At 74.0% G+C, this 18,390-nt stretch carries 1 protein-coding gene (cut by a window edge); it reads left to right on the top strand.

Annotated features, from left to right (window positions below):
* Window positions 1-18,368: the 3' portion of a type I polyketide synthase gene (locus tag ACZ63I_RS16845; RefSeq protein WP_469339334.1), read on the top strand. 10,228 nt of this gene lie to the left of the window's left edge; 18,368 of the gene's 28,596 nt are visible here — the last part of the coding sequence; its start codon lies beyond the left edge, outside the window; it ends in the stop codon at window positions 18,366-18,368.
* Window positions 18,369-18,390 lie beyond the last annotated feature (22 nt).

Genomic DNA, 18,390 nt, shown 5'->3' with positions numbered 1-18,390 from the left:
GGATCTCACCGCGCGAGGCCCTGGTGATGGACCCCCAGCAGCGGCTGCTGCTGGAGACCACCTGGGAGTCCTTCGAGCGCGCCGGTATCAACCCCGCCGAGGCGCGGGGCAGCCTCACCGGCACCTTCATCGGATCGAGCTACCAGGACTACGGCATGGGCGCCGGCGACGGCGCCGAGGGCCACATGGTCACCGGCAGCAGCCCGAGTGTGCTCTCCGGGCGGATCTCGTACGTCTTCGGGCTCGAAGGCCCGGCCGTCACCGTCGACACCGCCTGCTCCTCCTCGCTGGTCGCGCTGCACCTGGCCTGCCAGTCCCTGCGCAACGGCGAGTCGACACTCGCCGTCGCGGGCGGCGCCACGGTCATGACCACCCCCGCCCCCTTCGTCGCCTTCAGCCGGCAGCGGGCCCTCGCCCAGGACGGCCGCTGCAAGGCGTTCTCCGACGACGCCGACGGCATGACGCTCGCCGAGGGCGTCGGCATCCTGCTGGTCGAGCGGCTCTCCGACGCCCGGCGCAACGGCCACCCGGTGCTCGCGGTCGTCCGCGGCTCCGCCATCAACCAGGACGGTGCGTCCAACGGACTCACCGCCCCCAACGGCCCTTCGCAGCAACGGGTGATGCGGCAGGCCCTTGCCAACGCCCGGTTGAACCCGGGGGACATCGACGCCCTGGAGGCACACGGTACGGGGACGCCGCTCGGCGACCCGATCGAGGCCCAGGCGCTGTTCGCCACGTACGGCAGGGACCGCGACCCGGAGCGGGCGCTGCTGCTCGGCTCGGTCAAGTCCAACATCGGGCACACCCAGTCCGCGGCGGGTGTCGCGAGCGTCATCAAGATGGTGATGGCGCTGCGGAACGGGGTGCTGCCGCAGACGCTGCACGCCGAATCCCCCTCGTCGCACGTGGACTGGTCGTCCGGTGCGGTGCGTCTGCTCTCCGAGGCGGTGGAGTGGCCCGAGACGGGTCGGCCGCGCCGCGCCGCGGTGTCGTCGTTCGGCATCAGCGGCACCAACGCCCACACCCTGCTGGAGCAGGCCCCGGCCGAGGACCGGAACGAGCCGGACGAGCCTGCGGACGAGCCGGTGCCGGTCGCCGGCGGTGTGGTGCCGTGGGTGGTCTCGGGGCGTACCGCCTCCGCCGTACGCGAGCAGGCCGGACGGCTGCTGTCGTACGCGGAGGGCGCCGGATCCGCCGTCAGCCCGCTCGACGTGGGCTTCTCGCTCGTCTCGTCCCGCTCCGTCTTCGAGCACCGGGCCGTGGTGGTCCCGGCGGAGGAGACGGACCCGCTGGACGCCCTGCGCGCCGTCGAGCACGACGGCCCCTCGTCCGTGGTGGCCCGTGGCGCGGCCGATGTCGAGGGGAAGACGGTGTTCGTCTTCCCGGGGCAGGGTTCGCAGTGGGTGGGGATGGGGGCGCGTCTGCTGGACGAGTCGCCGGTCTTCGCCGAGCGGATCGCCGAATGTGCGGCCGCGCTGGCGGAGTTCACCGACTGGTCGCTGGTGGACGTGCTGCGCGGCGTCGAAGCTGCGCCGTCCCTGGAGCGGGTCGATGTGGTGCAGCCCGCCTCCTTCTCGGTGATGGTGTCCCTGGCCGCGCTGTGGCGCTCGCGCGGGGTCGAACCCGCAGCCGTCGTCGGCCACTCGCAGGGCGAGATCGCCGCCGCCGTCGTCTCCGGGGCGCTGTCCCTGCAGGACGGCGCACGGGTGGTGGCCCTGCGCAGCCAGGCGATCGGCCGCAGCCTCGCCGGGCGCGGCGGGATGATGTCCGTGGCCCTCCCCGTGGCCGAGGTGGAGAGCCGGCTGGAGTCGTGGTCGGGCCGGGTGTCCGTGGCCGCGGTCAACGGGCCGCGCTCCGTGGTGGTTTCGGGTGACCCCGAAGCCCTGGACGAGCTGGCCGCCGAGCTGACGGGCGAGGAGATCCGGGTGCGCCGGGTCGCGGTGGACTACGCGTCGCACAGCGCCCACGTCGAGGATCTGCGGGACGAACTGCTCGACATCCTGGGACCGGTGCGTCCCCGCGTCTCGGAGGTGCCGTTCTTCTCCACCGTGACCGGTGCGTGGCTGGACACCGAGCGGACGGACGCGGAGTACTGGTTCCGCAACCTGCGCCAGCGCGTCAAGTTCGCCGACGCCGTACAGGACCTGCTGGACGCGGGACACCGCGCCTTCATCGAGGTCAGTTCGCATCCGGTGCTGACGATGTCGGTGCAGGACATGATCGATGATTCGGGCGAACCGGGTGTCGCGACGGGGACGTTGCGTCGTGACACGGGTGGTGTGTCGCGGTTCCTGCTGTCGGCCGCCGAGGTGTTCGTACGCGGTGTCGACGTCGACTGGACAGGTGTGTTCGCCGGCACCGGCGCCCGGCGCGTGGACCTGCCGACCTACGCCTTCCAGCACGAACACCTGTGGGCCGTACCGCCGGTGGCCGAGAACGCGGGCACCACCGACCCGGCCGACGCGGAGTTCTGGGCGGCGGTGGAGCAGGAGGATCTGTCCGCGCTGTCCGCGACACTGCGTACCGACGAGGGTTCGGTGGCCGCTGTGCTGCCGGCGCTGTCGTCCTGGCGCAGGTCGCGCCACGACCGCTCCACGGTCGACTCCTGGCGCTACCGGGCCTCCTGGTCCCCGGTGAGTACCGTCCCGCCGAAGTCCCTCTCCGGCGCCTGGCTCGTGGTGTCGGCCGAAGGCATCGACGACGCCGATGTCGTCGGCGCACTGGGCGGATCGGGCGCCGACGTACGCCGGTTGGTGCTGGACGAGTCGTGTGTCGACCGTGCGGTCCTGGCAGAGCGGCTGGCGGAGCTTTCGGCCGAGACCGGCGAGGTCGCCGGGATCGTGTCCGTACTCGCCGCCGCCGAGGAGCCGGGGGAGCAGTACCCCGGTCTGTCTCTCGGTCTGGCGCTGACCGTCGCGCTGGTGCAGGCCCTGGGCGACACGGAGACCGGTGCCCCGTTGTGGTTCCTCACCCGAGGCGCGGTCTCCACGGGCCGCTCGGACGAGGTGACGGCTCCCGTACAGGCGCAGGTGGCCGGGGTGGGCTGGACAACGGCCCTGGAGCATCCGCAGCGTTGGGGCGGTGTCATCGATCTGCCGCCGGTCCTCGACCAGCGGGCCGCCTCGCGACTCGTGTCCGCCCTCGCGGGCGCACTGGGCGAGGAGGACCAACTCGCCGTCCGCTCCTCCGGCGTCTTCACTCGCCGTATCGTCCGCGCCGCAGCGGGCCGGCAGGGTCCCTCGCGCGACTGGAAGCCGCGCGGCACCACGCTGATCACCGGCGGCTCGGGCACCCTCGCGCCGCATCTCGCCCGCTGGCTGGCCGGACAGGGCGCCGAGCATCTGGTGCTGACCAGCAGGCGCGGCGCCGAGGCGCCGGGCTCCGCCGAACTCGTCGCCGAACTGGCCGAGTTGGGTACGGAAGCGGCCGTCGTCGCCTGCGACGTGACCGACCGGGAAGCGGTCGCCGCACTGCTGGCGGAGCTGAAGGACGACGGACGCACCGTGCGTACCGTCGTGCACACGGCCGCGCTCATCGAGCTGCACTCGCTGGCCGAGACCACCATGGAGTCCTTCTCCGACGTCATGCACGCGAAGGTGGTCGGCGCGCAGGTCCTGGACGAACTGCTCGACAACGACGAGCTGGACGACTTCATCCTCTACTCGTCCACGGCCGGCATGTGGGCCAGTGGCGCGCACGCCGCGTATGTGGCGGGCAACGCCTACCTGGCCGCGCTCGCCGCCCACCGCCGCGCCCGCGGTCTGCGCGCGATGTCGCTCTCCTGGGGCATCTGGTCCGACGACCTCAAGATCGGCCGGGTCGACCCGTCGCAGATCCGCCGCAGCGGCCTGGAGTTCATGGACCCGCAGCTTGCGCTGAGCGGTCTCAAGCGGGCCCTGGACGACGACGAGACCGTTATCGCGGTCGCCGACGTCGACTGGGACACGTACTACCCCGTCTTCACGTCGAGCCGCCCCACGACCCTGTTCTCCGACGTGCCCGAGGTGCGCAGGCTCACCGAGGCCGCCGACGGGGCCACGGGCACTGTCGTGGAGGGCGAGTTCGTGGCGCGGCTGCGCGCGCTGTCCGCCGCCGAGCAGGAGCGGCTGCTGCTCGAAGTGGTGCGCGCCGAGGCCATGTCCGTACTGGGCCTCACCTCCGCCGACGCGCTGCCCGACGGGCGCGCGTTCCGCGACGTCGGCTTCGACTCGCTGACCGCCGTCGGGCTGCGCAACCGCCTCGCGTCCGTCACCGGTCTGACGCTGCCGACGACGATGGTCTTCGACTACCCGAGCCCCGCCGCGCTGGCCGGCTTCCTGCGCTCCGAGCTGGCCGGTGCGCAGAGCGCGGCCGGCGCCGTCGTCGTCGCCCCTTCGGCCCCCGTCGACGACGACCCGATCGCCATCATCGGCATGAGCTGCCGCTACCCCGGCGGGGTCACCTCGTCGGAGGAGCTGTGGAAGCTCGTCCTGAACGGCGCGGACGCCATCTCCGGATTCCCCGCCGACCGGGGCTGGGACGCCGAAGGACTCTACGACCCCGACCCCGACCGGTCGGGCAGGACGTACTCCGTGCAGGGCGGCTTCCTGCAGGACGTCGCCGACTTCGACCCGGGATTCTTCGGCATCTCGCCGCGTGAAGCGGTCGCCATGGACCCGCAGCAGCGGCTGCTGCTGGAAACGTCCTGGGAAGCCTTCGAGCACGCCGGGATCGACCCGGTCTCCCAGCGCTCCAGCCTCACCGGCACCTTCATCGGCGCCAGCTACCAGGACTACACGTCCGGTGTGGCCAACGCGGCCGAGGGCTCCGAAGGCCACATGATCACCGGCACGCTCTCCAGCATCCTCTCCGGGCGGGTCTCCTACCTCTTCGGCTTCGAGGGCCCGGCCGTCACCCTCGACACCGCCTGCTCGTCCTCGCTCGTCGCGCTCCATCTGGCCTGCCAGTCGCTGCGCAACGGCGAGAGCACCCTCGCGCTCGCCGGCGGTGTCAGCATCATGTCCACCCCCAGCGCCTTCGTCGGCTTCAGCCGGCAGCGCGCGCTCGCGGTCGACGGCCGCTGCAAGGCGTACGCCGAGGCCGCCGACGGCATGACGCTCGCCGAGGGCGTCGGCCTCGTACTGCTGGAGCGGCTGTCCGACGCCCGGCGCAACGGCCACCAGGTACTGGCCGTGGTGCGCGGCTCCGCCGTCAACCAGGACGGCGCCTCCAACGGGCTGACCGCCCCCAACGGCCCCTCGCAGCAGCGCGTCATCCGGCAGGCCCTCGCCAACGCGGGCGTCGAGGCCGGCGAGGTCGACGTCATCGAGGGGCACGGCACCGGTACGGCGCTGGGCGACCCCATCGAGGCGCAGGCCCTGCTGACCACGTACGGCCAGGACCGCGACCCCGAGCGGCCGCTGCTGCTCGGCTCGGTGAAGACCAACATCGGCCACACGCAGATGGCTTCGGGCGTCGCCAGCGTCATCAAGATGGTCCAGGCGCTCCAGCACGGCATCGTCCCGAAGACGCTGCACGTCGACGCGCCGTCCTCGCACGTCGACTGGTCCTCCGGCGCCATCGACCTGCTGACCGAGCAGACCGACTGGCCCGAGACCGGCCGGCCCCGGCGCGGCGCCATCTCGTCCTTCGGCCTCAGCGGCACCAACGTCCACACCATCCTGGAGCAGGCGCCCCCGGAGGAGCCCGCCGAGTCGCCCCTGCCCGACGGGGAGCCCAGGACCGGCGTCGTGCCGCTGCTGGTCTCCGCCCGGAGCGAGGCCGCGCTGCGCGCCCAGGCGGGCCGGCTGCTGTCCCTCGTGGAGGAGCGGCCCGAAGCACACCTCACCGACCTCGCCTTCTCACTGGCCACCTCCCGCTCCAGCCTGGACCGCAGGGCCGCCGTCGTGGCGGAGGAGCGCGACGAACTGCTGCGCGGGCTGCTGGCCCTGCGCGACGGACTGCCGGGCCCCGGCGTGGTCCAGGGCGGCACAGGACGTGGCCGTACCGCGTTCCTTTTCAGCGGCCAGGGCAGCCAACGTCCCGGCATGGGACGGGAGTTGTACGAGCGTTTCCCCGTGTACGCGGACGCCTTCGACGCCGTACTGGCCCGGATCGACGGCGAGTTGGACCGGCCGCTGCGCGAGGTCATGTTCTGCGAGCCGCAGTCGCCCGAGGCGGCGCTGCTCGACAGGACCGAGTACGCGCAGCCCGCGCTGTTCGCCGTCGAGGTCGCGCTGTTCCGGCTCGCCGAGTCGTGGGGGATCACCCCCGACTACCTGGCCGGACACTCCGTCGGCGAACTGGCAGCGGCGCATGTCGCGGGCGTGCTCTCCCTGGAGGACGCCTGCGCCCTGGTCGCCGCGCGCGGCCGGCTGATGCAGGCACTGCCCGAGGGCGGCGCGATGATCTCGCTCCAGGCCGCCGAGGACGAGGTCCTGCCGCTGCTCGAAGGCATCGAGGACCAGGTGTCCATCGCCGCCGTCAACGGACCCGCCTCGGTGGTCGTCGCGGGAGCCGAGGACGCCGTCGTCGCCCTCGCCGCCCGTATCGCGGCCGACGGGCGCAAGACCAAGCGGCTGCGGGTGAGCCACGCCTTCCACTCGCCGCTCATGGACGCCATGCTGGACGACTTCGGCCGGGTCGCGAGCGGTGTCACCTACCACGCGCCCGCCATCCCCTTCGTCTCCGACGTGACCGGCGAACTCGCCACCGACGAGCAGGTGTGCTCGGCGGAGTACTGGGTCCGGCACGTGCGCGGCGCTGTCCGCTTCGGCGACGGCGTGAGCTGGCTCGCCGAACGCGGCGGGGTGCGTACGTTCCTGGAACTCGGCCCCGACGCGGTGCTCTGCGGCATGGCCCGCGAGAGCCTGCCCGACGCCGCCCGGACCGCGCTCCTTCCGCTGCTGCGCGCCGACCGGCCCGAAGTACGGTCCGTCGTCACCGCGTTGACCGGAGCGCACGCGCACGGCGTCGACGTGGACTGGGCCGCCTTCTTCGCCGGCACCGGAGCACGCAGGGTCGAGCTGCCCACGTACGCCTTCCAGCGCGAGCGGTACTGGCCCGAGGCCGCCGTGGAGACGGCCGGCCCGCCGACGGCGCAGAACTCGCTCGACGCCGAGTTCTGGTCGGCGGTGGAGCGGGACGACGTGACGTCGCTCGCCGCCTCGCTCGGCCTGGACGACGACACGGTCACGGCCATGGTCCCGGCCCTGACCGCCTGGCGCCGCCGCCGCGGCGAGGAGTCGGCCGTCGACGCCTGGCGCTACCGCGTCACCTGGAAGCCGCAGAGCGCCGCCGCAGCGCCGACCGCCCTGGCCGGGCGCTGGCTCGTCCTGACCCCCGCCAAGCTGGAGGACGCCGACTGGTCCGCCGATGTCGTCGGCGCCCTCGGCGCGGACACCGTCACGGTCGAGGTCGCCGAGACCGACCGCGCCGCCCTCGCCGCGCGACTGACCCGGCTCACCGAGGGGGAGAGCACCTTCGCGGGCGTCCTGTCCCTGCTCGCCCTCGCCGACTGCGAACGCGCCGCGCACACCGGCGTACCGGCAGCCCTGACCCTGACGACCGTCGCCGTGCAGGCCCTCGGCGACGCGGGGATCGAAGCGCCGCTGTGGAACGTCACCCGGGGCGCCGTCTCCGTCGGCCGCTCGGAACACGCCGTCAGCCTCGACCAGGCAGCCGTCTGGGGACTCGGCCGCGTCGTGGCGCTCGAACACCCCGACCGCTGGGGCGGCTGCGTCGACCTGCCCGAACAGCTCGACTCGCACGCCGCACGCCGGCTGCGCGGCGTCCTGTCCGGCGCCTCGGACGAGAGCGAGGCCGCCGTACGCGCCTCCGGCGTGTTCGTACGCCGACTCGCCCACAGCCCGGCCGGACCCGCCGCCGACGAGCGCAAGCTCGACACCTCGGGCACCGTTCTGATCACCGGAGGCACCGGCGGCCTCGGCGGGCACCTCGCCCGCGGGCTCGCCCGCTCCGGCGCCGGCCATCTGCTGCTCACCAGCAGGCGCGGCCCCGAAGCCCCCGGCGCCACCGAACTGCGCACCGAATTGGAGGAGTTGGGCGCCCGGGTCACCATCGCGGGATGCGACGCCGCCGACCACGACGCCCTCGCTGCCCTGCTCGCCACCGTCCCCGACGACGCACCGCTCACCGCCGTGTTCCACACGGCCGGTGTCGTCGCCGACAGCGTCGTGGACGCACTGACCGCGGACGACCTCACCGCCGTACTGCGCTCCAAGGTCGCCTCCGCACTCAACCTGCACCAGCTCACCGCGGACCTCGACCTGTCGGCGTTCGTCCTCTTCTCCTCCACCGCAGGCGTCTTCGGCGCCGCCGGGCAGGGCAACTACGCCGCCGCCAACGCCTATCTCGACACGCTCGCCGAATACCGGCGCGCCCACGGGCTGACGGCGCTGTCCGTCGCCTGGGGCCCCTGGGCCGGCTCCGGCATGGTCGCCGACGCGGCCGAGATCGAGAGCCGGGTGCGGCGCGGCGGATTCGAGCCGCTGGCCCCCGAGCCCGCCGTCCGCGCCCTGTTCCAGGCCGTCGAGCACGACGACACCGCCGTTGCCGTCGCCGACATCGACTGGAGCCGCTTCCGCACGGCCTTCGCCGCCACCCGCCCGCTGCCGTTCATCGCCGACCTGCCCGAGATCCGGCAGGCCGCCGTCGCCTCCGCGGGGACCGCGTCCGGCGAACCGGAGCTGCGGCAGCGGCTCGCCGAACTCCCCGAGGCCGAACGCGGCCGCCACATGCTCGACTTGCTGCGCGCCCAGGTCGCCGCCGTACTGGGGCACTCCGACGCCAGGAACATCGAGGACGACCGCGCCTTCCGGGACCTCGGCTTCGACTCGCTGACCACCCTCGAACTGCGCAACAGCCTCTCCGCCGTCACCGGGCTCACCCTGCCCGCATCCCTCGTCTACGACCTGCCGACCCCGGCCGAGATGGCGGAGTTCCTGCTCGCCGAACTGCTCGGCTCGCTGCCCGAGGCCCCGGCGCTCCCCGCGGCCACCGCAAGGCCCGTGGACGACGACCCGATCGCGGTCGTCGGCATGAGCTGCCGCTTCCCCGGCGGGGTGACCTCGCCCGAGGAGCTGTGGCAGCTCCTCCAGGACGGCGGGGACGGCATCTCGGCGTTCCCCGCCGACCGGGGCTGGGACATCGACGCCCTCGGCGCCGGCGCCTCCGACACCCTCGAAGGCGGCTTCCTCACCGGCGTGGCCGACTTCGACGCCCGCTTCTTCGGGATCTCGCCCCGCGAGGCCCTGGCCATGGACCCGCAGCAGCGGCTGCTGCTGGAGGCCACCTGGGAGGCGCTGGAGCGGGCCGGTATCGACCCGTCCGCGCTGCGCGGCTCCACCACCGGCGTCTTCGTCGGCACCAACGGCCAGGACTACCCGACTCTGCTGCGCAGGTCCGGGTCGGACGTGCAGGGCTACGTGGCCACCGGCAACACCGCCAGCGTCATGTCGGGCCGACTCTCCTACGCGCTCGGACTTGAGGGCCCCGCCGTCACCGTCGACACCGCATGCTCGTCGTCGCTGGTCGCCATGCACTGGGCCGGCAAGGCGCTCAGCTCGGGGGAGTGCTCGCTGGTGATCGCGGGCGGCGTCTCGGTGATGTCGAGCCCCGACTCCTTCGTCGAGTTCAGCCGCCAGGGCGGCCTGGCCCCCGACGGCCGGTGCAAGGCGTTCTCCGACGACGCCGACGGCACCGCCTGGTCCGAGGGCGTCGGCATCCTCGTCCTGGAACGGCTCTCCGACGCCGTACGCAACGGGCACGAGGTGCGCGGCGTCATCCGGGGCACCGCCGTCAACCAGGACGGCGCCTCCAACGGCCTCACCGCCCCCAACGGCCCCTCGCAGCAGCGCGTCATCCGGCAGGCGCTCGCCGACGCCCGGCTCGCCACCACCGATATCGACGCCGTCGAGGCGCACGGCACCGGCACCACGCTCGGCGACCCGATCGAGGCGCAGGCGCTGCTGGCCACGTACGGGCAGGGCCGCGAACGCCCGCTGCTGCTCGGCACGGTCAAGTCCAACATCGGCCACACCCAGGCCGCAGCCGGTGTCGCCGGTGTGATCAAGATGCTGATGGCGATGCGGCACGGCACCCTGCCGAAGACGCTGCACGCCGACACCCCCTCGGCGCATGTCGACTGGTCTGCGGGCGCCGTCTCGCTGCTGCACGAGCCCGCCGACTGGCCGGAGACCGGCCGGCCGCGCCGGGCAGGTGTCTCCGCCTTCGGCGTCAGCGGTACGAACGCGCACGTCATCGTGGAGCAGGCACCCGCCGTCGAACGGCCCGCCGCTGAGCCCGAGACGGCGGCCCCCGCCGTCGCGCCGACGCTCGTGCCGTGGATCGTCTCCGGCAGGACCCGCGACGCGCTCCAGGCCCAGATCGACCGGCTCACCGCCTACGCGGCGCCGGGCAGCGGCCTCGCCGCCCTGGACGTCGGCCACTCGCTCGCCTCGGACCGTACGCTCTTCCCGCACCGCGCCGTGCTGCTCGCCGGACCCGACGGGGTACGGGAGGCCGCACGCGGCGTCGCGAGCCGCGCCCCCGGCAGGACCGCGTTCCTCTTCTCCGGCCAGGGCAGCCAACGCGCCGCCATGGGACGGGAGTTGTACGAGCGGTTCCCGGTCTTCGCCGAGGCCCTCGACGCGGTGCTCGCCCATCTCGACACCGAGCTGAAGTCCCCGCTGCGCGAGGTGCTGTTCGCCGAACCCGGCACCTTCGAGGCGGAGTTGCTGGACGAGACAGGCTGGACCCAGCCGGCCCTCTTCGCCGTCGAGGTGGCGCTGTTCCGGCTGCTGGAGTCATGGGGGACGACCCCGGACTTCGTGGCAGGACACTCGATCGGGGAGATCGCCGCCGCGCACGCGGCGGGAGTCTTCACCCTCCCCGACGCCTGCCGGCTCGTCGCGGCGCGCGCCTCGCTCATGCAGGCGCTGCCCCAGGGCGGTGCGATGGTCGCGGTGCAGGCCACCGAGGACGAGATCACCCCGCTGCTGGGCGAGGACGTCTCGATCGCGGCGGTCAACGGACCGCAGGCGCTCGTCCTGGCCGGCACGGAGGAAGCGGTCCAGGTGATCGCCGACCTGATGGCGGACGACGGCCGCCGCACCCGGCGGCTGCGCGTCTCGCACGCCTTCCACTCGCCGCTGATGGACCCGATGCTCGCGGACTTCGCCCGCGTCACCGAGAGCCTGGCGTACGAGGAGCCCCGGATCCCCGTCGTGTCGAACCTGACAGGCCAGGTCGCCACGGCGGCGGAACTCGCCTCGCCCGCCTACTGGGTACGGCACGTGCGGGAAGCCGTCCGGTTCGCCGACGGCGTCCGCACCCTGCGCGACGCCGGGGTCTCCACCTTCGTGGAACTCGGCCCCGACGGCGTGCTGTCGGCCATGGCCCAGCAGAGCCTGGAGGGCGTCGAGCCCGCCCCCGCCGTGGTGCCGCTGCTCCGCAAGGACCAGGGCGAGGAAGCGGCCGTGACCGCCGCGCTGGCCACCCTGCACACGCACGGAGCGGGACCCCGCTGGTCCGCCTACTTCGCCGGTACCGGAGCGTCCCGCGTCGAACTGCCCACGTACGCCTTCCAGCGCGAGCGGTACTGGCCCGAGCCGGCGGCCGTGGCAGCCCTCGGCGGCCCCGACCCGGTCGACGCCGAGTTCTGGTCGGCCGTGGAGCGCGCGGACCTCGAATCGCTGGCCGCCTCGCTCGACCTGGACGGCGGCACCGTCACCGCGATGGTGCCCGCGCTGTCCGCGTGGCGCCGCCGCCGCGGCGAGCAGTCGGCCGGGGAGAACTGGCGCTACCGCGAGACCTGGACCCCGCTCACCGCACTCGGCACGAGCGCCACCACCGAGCCGTCCGGCGACCGGCTGGTCATCGTGCCGGCCTCCCACGCCGACGACACCTGGACGTCCGCCGCCGTCGCCGCGCTCGGCGCGGGTGCGGTACGGGTCGAGGCCGACCCGTACGACCACGCCGGCCTCGTCCACCTGCTCACGGCGGCGCGCCGCGAAGGGACCGGCTACGCCGGTGTCGTCTCGCTGCTCGCCACCGCCGAACCGGACCCGGCGGCCACCGGGGCGCACCTGCCGTCGGACCTCGCCTGGCCGACCGCGCTGCTGCGGGCGCTGGACGAGGCGGGCATCGACGCACCGCTGTGGTGCGTCACGCGCGGCGCCGTCTCCACCGCCGCCACCGACCACCTGGTGGACGCCGGACAGGCCGCCGTATGGGGCCACGGCCGGGTCACCGCACTGGAGCACCCCGACCGCTGGGGCGGTCTGATCGACCTGCCGGAGACCGTGGACGACACGGCGGGCGCGGCCTTCGCCGCCGCCCTGACCGGCCAGGACGGCGAGGACCAGATCGCGGTCCGCGCCACCGGAGCCCTCGGCCGCCGGCTCAGCCGTACGGCACAGGACCCGGCGGGCGGCTCGTGGCGGCCCACCGGTACCGTCCTGGTCACCGGAGGTACGGGCACGACGGGCGGCCCCGTCGCCCGCTGGCTGGCCCGCGAGGGCGCCCAGCACCTCGTCCTGACCGCCCGCGACGAGGCGCAGCTCGCGGACGCCGCAGCGCTCGAAGCCGAACTGACCGCGCTCGGCGCCACCGTCACCGCGGCCGTCTGCGAGGTGTCCGACCGCGAAGCGCTCACCGCGCTGCTGGCGGCGATCCCCGACGACCGGCCGCTGACCGCCGTCGTCCACGCCGAAGAGGCCGCGGGCGGCACCACAGAACCCGGCTCCGGACCAGTTGCACTCTCCGCGGCGCTGGCCGGAGTCGTCCAACTCGACGCCGTGCTCGGCGACCGGCCGCTGGACGCGTTCGTCCTGTTCGGCTCCGTCGCCGGAGTCTGGGGCGTCCGCGGCCAGGAGGCACAGGCCGCACTCGGCGCGTACGCGGACGCCGTCGCCCGGCAGCGCCGCGACCGGGGCGCCACCGCCCTGTCGGTCGCCTGGGGCGCCTGGGCGGACACCGTGGACCGGGCGACCGCCGCGCATCTGCGGATGAACGGACTGCCCGTCATGGCCGCCGACGCCGCGCTGGCCGCACTCGGCCGTACCGTCGCCGACGGCGAGAGCGCCGTGACCGTCGCCGACGTGGACTGGGCGGCCTTCGCACCCGCCTACACCGAAAGCCGCCGCAGCACCCTGCTGGCGGACATCCCGGAGGCCCGCGCCGCCCTCGCGGCGGCCGAACACGACCGCAAGGAGGAGCAGTCCGCCGCCGGGACCTACCGGCAGGAACTGCTGGCACTGCCCGACACCGAACGCGCCGACGCGCTGCTCGACCTGGTCACCGGCAAGGTCGCCATGGTGCTCGGCCACACGAGCGCCGACGCCGTCGAGTCCGACCTGCCCTTCCGCGACCTCGGCTTCGACTCGCTGACCGCCGTCGACCTGCGCAACCAGCTCATGACGGCGACCGGCCTCAGCCTGCCCGCCACGCTCGTGTTCGACCACCCGACCCCGGCCGAACTGGCCGCCCAACTGCGGACCTTGCTGCTCGGCGAACTGCCCGGCACCGCGGCGCCCATGGCGGCCTCCGGGCACATCGGCGACGACCCCGTCGCGATCGTCGGCATGGCCTGCCGCTACCCCGGAGGTGTCGGCTCCCCCGAGGACCTGTGGCGGCTCGTGACCGAAGGGACCGACGCCGTGGGGGAGTTCCCCACCGACCGCGGCTGGGACCTCGACACCCTGCTCGGCGGCGGCGCGGACGGCCGGGGCCGCAGCGCCACCGGCAACGGCGGCTTCCTCTACGACGCGGCCGACTTCGACCCCGGTCTGTTCGGCATCTCGCCCCGCGAGGCGATGGTGATGGACCCGCAGCAGCGCATCGTGCTCGAAGCCGCCTGGGAGGCGCTGGAGCGGGCCGGCATCGACGCGGCGACCCTGCGCGGCAGCGCGACCACCGGCGTCTACGTCGGCGGCGGCAGCGGCGACTACCGGCCCCCGGCCGAGTACGGCCAGTGGGAGACCGCCCAGTCGGCCAGCCTCCTCTCCGGCCGGCTCGCCTACTCCTTCGGCCTCCAGGGGCCCACGGTCTCCGTGGACACGGCCTGCTCCTCCTCCCTGGTGGCACTCCACCTGGCCGCCCAGGCACTGCGCTCGGGCGAGTGCTCGATCGCCCTGGCCGGCGGGGTCACCGTCATGGCCACCCCGGTGGGCTTCGTGGAGTTCACCGCCCAGGGCGCGCTGTCCTCCGACGGCCGGTGCAAGGCGTTCTCCGAAGAGGCGGACGGCACCGGCTGGGCCGAGGGCGTGGGCATGCTCGTCGTCGAGCGGCTCTCCGACGCCCGGCGCAACGGCCACCACGTCCTCGCGGTCCTGCGCGGCTCCGCCATCAACCAGGACGGCGCGTCCAACGGACTGACAGCGCCCAACGGCCCCGCCCAGCAGCGGGTGATCAGGCAGGCGCTCGCCAACTCCGGTCTGGCGCCCGCCGATGTGGACGCCGTCGAGGCGCACGGCACCGGCACCAAGCTCGGTGACCCGATCGAGGCGCAGTCCCTGCTGGCCACCTACGGCCAGGACCGCGACCCGCAGCGCCCGGTGCTGCTCGGCTCGCTCAAGTCCAACATCGGTCACACCCAGGCCGCTTCCGGTGTCGCCGGGGTCATCAAGATGGTGATGGCGATGCGGCACGGCACCCTGCCCAAGTCGCTGCACGCCGAGACACCGTCGTCGCACGTGGACTGGACGGCGGGCGCCGCCCGGCTGCTCACCGAGCCGGTCGCCTGGCCGGAGGCGGGCCGCCCGCGCCGCGCCGGGGTCTCCTCCTTCGGAGCCAGCGGTACGAACGCGCACGTCATCCTGGAGCAGGCACCGGGAACCGACACCGCCGCCCCGGCCCCCACCGCTCCCGAGGGGGCCGAAGGAGCCGCACGCCAGGCGGGCACACTGCCGGTACTGCTGTCCGGCAGGACCGAGGGCGCGCTGCGCGACCAGGCCCGCCGGCTGCTCGCCCAGGTGACCGGGCAGCCGGACATCCCCCTGACCGATCTGGCCTTCTCGCTCGCGACCACCCGCTCCGCCTTCGAGCACCGGGCCGCCATCTCCGTGACCGGCGGCGAGGGCCTGCTCGACGGGCTCGCCGCGCTCGCCGACGGCGGCAGCGACCCGCACCTGGTCGAGAACCATCTGGAACGGGTCGGCAAGCGCGCGTTCCTGTTCTCGGGACAGGGGTCGCAGCGGCTCGGCATGGGCCGTGAGCTGTACGGCACGTTCCCCGCCTTCGCCGACGCCCTGGACGCCGTACTCGCCGAGCTGGAAGGCCACTTGGGCCGCTCGCTGCGAGAGGTCGTCTGGGGTGACGACGCCGAGTCGCTGAACGAGACGGGCGCGACACAGCCCGCGCTGTTCGCGATCGAGGTGGCGTTGTTCCGGCTGGTCGAGTCGTGGGGTGTGACCCCGGACTTCGTGGCCGGGCATTCGATCGGTGAAATTGCCGCTGCGCACGTGGCCGGGGTGTTCTCGCTGGCGGACGCCGCGCGGCTGGTGGTGGCGCGGGCCGGACTGATGCAGGCGCTGCCGTCCGGCGGTGCGATGGTCGCTGTCCAGGCGACCGAGGACGAAGTCACCCCGCTGCTGACCGACGGCGTGTCGATCGCGGCCGTCAACGGGCCCTCGTCCGTGGTGGTCTCGGGTGATGAGGACGCGGCTCTGAAGGTCGCGGCGCACTTCGCGGAACAGGGCCGTAAGACGAACCGGCTGCGCGTGTCGCACGCGTTCCACTCGCCGCTGATGGATCCGATGCTGGACGAGTTCCGCGCCGTCGCCGAGGAGTTGGCCTACGAGGCACCCCGGATCCCGCTGGTGTCGAACCTGACCGGCGCCCTGGCGGCCGCCGACGAGCTGTGCTCGCCCGACTACTGGGTACGGCACGTCCGCGAGGCCGTCCGATTCGCCGACGGCATACGGACATTGGCGGACCGGGGCGTCACCACCTTCCTGGAACTGGGCCCGGACGCGGTGCTCGCCGCCATGGCCCAGGAGTCGGCGCCGCAGGGCGCGGCCGCCGTGCCGGTCCTGCGCAAGGGCCGCGACGAGGAGGCGACCCTGGTCGCCGCCGTCGCCCGGCTGCACGTGCTCGGCGCAGGACCGCGGTGGTCCGCGTTCTTCGCCGGCACCGGCGCCCAGTGGATCGACCTGCCGACGTACGCCTTCCAGCGCGACCGGTTCTGGCCGGACGCCCTGCCCGGCGCGACCGCACCGGCCGCCGCCCCGCAGGCGTCCGACGCCACGGACCGCGCGTTCTGGGAAGCGGTCGAGCAGGAGGACTTCAGCTCCCTGGAATCCGTCCTGGACATCGAGGGCGACACGCTGTCCAAGGTGCTGCCCGCGCTGCTCGACTGGCGCAGGAACCGCCAGGACGAGTCGGTCGTCGAGGGCTGGCGGCACCGCGTCGTATGGAAGTCGCTGACCGGCGCAAGCACCGCCAACCGCAAGCCCCTGAACGGCACCTGGCTCGCCGTGGTGCCCGAGGAGCACACCGGCGACGCGTGGGTCTGCGCCGCGCTCGACGCGCTGGGCAGCACCGTCGTACGGGTCCCGGTGGCACCCGGACCGCAGGACCGGGCAGCGCTGGCAGGGGAGCTGCGCTCCCTCGCCGAGCAGACAGCCGCCGAGGACGGCGCGCCGTTCGCCGGGGTCGTCTCGCTCCTGGCGCTGCGCGACACCATGCCGGGCAGCGTGCCCGAGGGCGTCGCCCTCACGGCCGTGCTGCTCCAGGCGCTCGGTGACGCCGGGATCGACGCCCCGCTCTGGTCCGTCACCCGGGGCGCCGTGTCCGTGCACCGCACCGACACACCACGCAACCCGCTCCAGGCCGCCGTGTGGGGCCTGGGCCGGGTCGCGGCCCTCGAATACCCGGAGCGCTGGGGCGGTCTGATCGACCTGCCCGAGCGGCTGGACGAGCGTACGTGCGCGGGCTTCGCCGGAGCGCTCGCCGGGACGGAGGGCGAGGACCAGATCGCCGTACGGGCCTCCGCCGTCCTTGCCCGCCGACTGTTGAAGGCCCCCGGCAAGCAGCCCGCCCGCGCCTGGGACCCGAAGGGCACGGTACTGATCACCGGTGGCACCGGCGCCCTCGGCGCCCATGTGGCCCGCCGGCTGGCCAGGGACGGCGTCCAGCACCTGGTGCTGCTCAGCCGCCGGGGCCAGGACGCACCGGGCGCCGACGCGCTGCGGGACGAACTCGGCAAGCTGGGCGCCGGGGTCACCGTCGCCGCGTGCGACGTCGCCGACCGCGCCCAACTGGCCGCCGTACTCGCGGACATCCCGGCCGAGCGCCCGCTGACCGGCGTGGTGCACGCGGCGGGTGTCCTGGACGACGGTGTCCTCGACCGGCTCACCCCCGAGCGGTTCGAAGCGGTGTTCCGCGCGAAGGTGACCTCGGCCCTGCTGCTCGACGAGCTGACCCGCGAACTGGACCTCACGGCCTTCGTGCTGTTCTCCTCCGCGTCCGCCGCTGTCGGCAACCTCGGCCAGGCCAACTACGCGGCGGCCAACGCGGTGCTCGACGCCGTGGCCGAGCGGCGCAGGGCGCTGGACCTCCCGGCGACCTCCATCGCCTGGGGAGCCTGGGGCGGCGGCGGCATGGCCGAGGGAGCCGGCGCCGACGAGGCCGCCAAGCGCGCCGGGGTCGGCGCCATGGACCCGGAGCTGGCCTGCGAGGCCCTGCTCAGGCTGGTCATGGAGCCCGAGCCGACCGCGGTGGTCGCCGAGGTCGCCGTCGAACGCTTCGTCGGTGCCTTCGGCGCCGCCCGGCCGAGCGCCCTGCTCAAGGAGTTCCCCGGCTACCGGGACATGCTGGCGGCGCAGGCCGCGGCGCCCGAGAGCGGCAAGGACGAACACGGGCTGCGCGAGCGGCTGACGGGCCTGCCGGCGGGCCGGCGCCTGGACGTCGTCGTGGATCTGGTCCGCGCCAGGGCCGCCCAGGTGCTGGGCTACCCGGACACCGACGCCGTCGGCGCCGAACGGTCCTTCCGCGACCTCGGCATCGACTCGCTCGGCGCCGTCGAACTGCGCAACCAGCTCAACGCGGCGACCGGCCTGAGCCTCACGGCGACACTCGCCTTCGACCATCCGACCCCCACGGCCCTCGCCGAGCATGTGCTCGGCCAACTCGTCCCCGACCAGGGCCCCGAAGCGCGGACCGATGCGCAAGAGACCGAGATCCGGGCCCTGCTGGCCTCCGTACCGCTCGCCCAACTGCGGGACATCGGCGTACTCGAGCCGCTGCTCCAGCTCGCGGGGCGCGGCGGCACGGCCCCGGCGGAGGACGGTGAACCCACGGAATCCATCGACTCGATGGACGTGGCCGACCTGGTGCGGGCCGCGCTCGACGGCCAGTCCGACCTGTAGCGCGAGAGTGACGGAGCAGACG

It is taken from the genome of Streptomyces sp. NPDC087906 (genome assembly GCF_055584925.1).
This window is presented reverse-complemented; position numbering and strand designations above follow the sequence as displayed.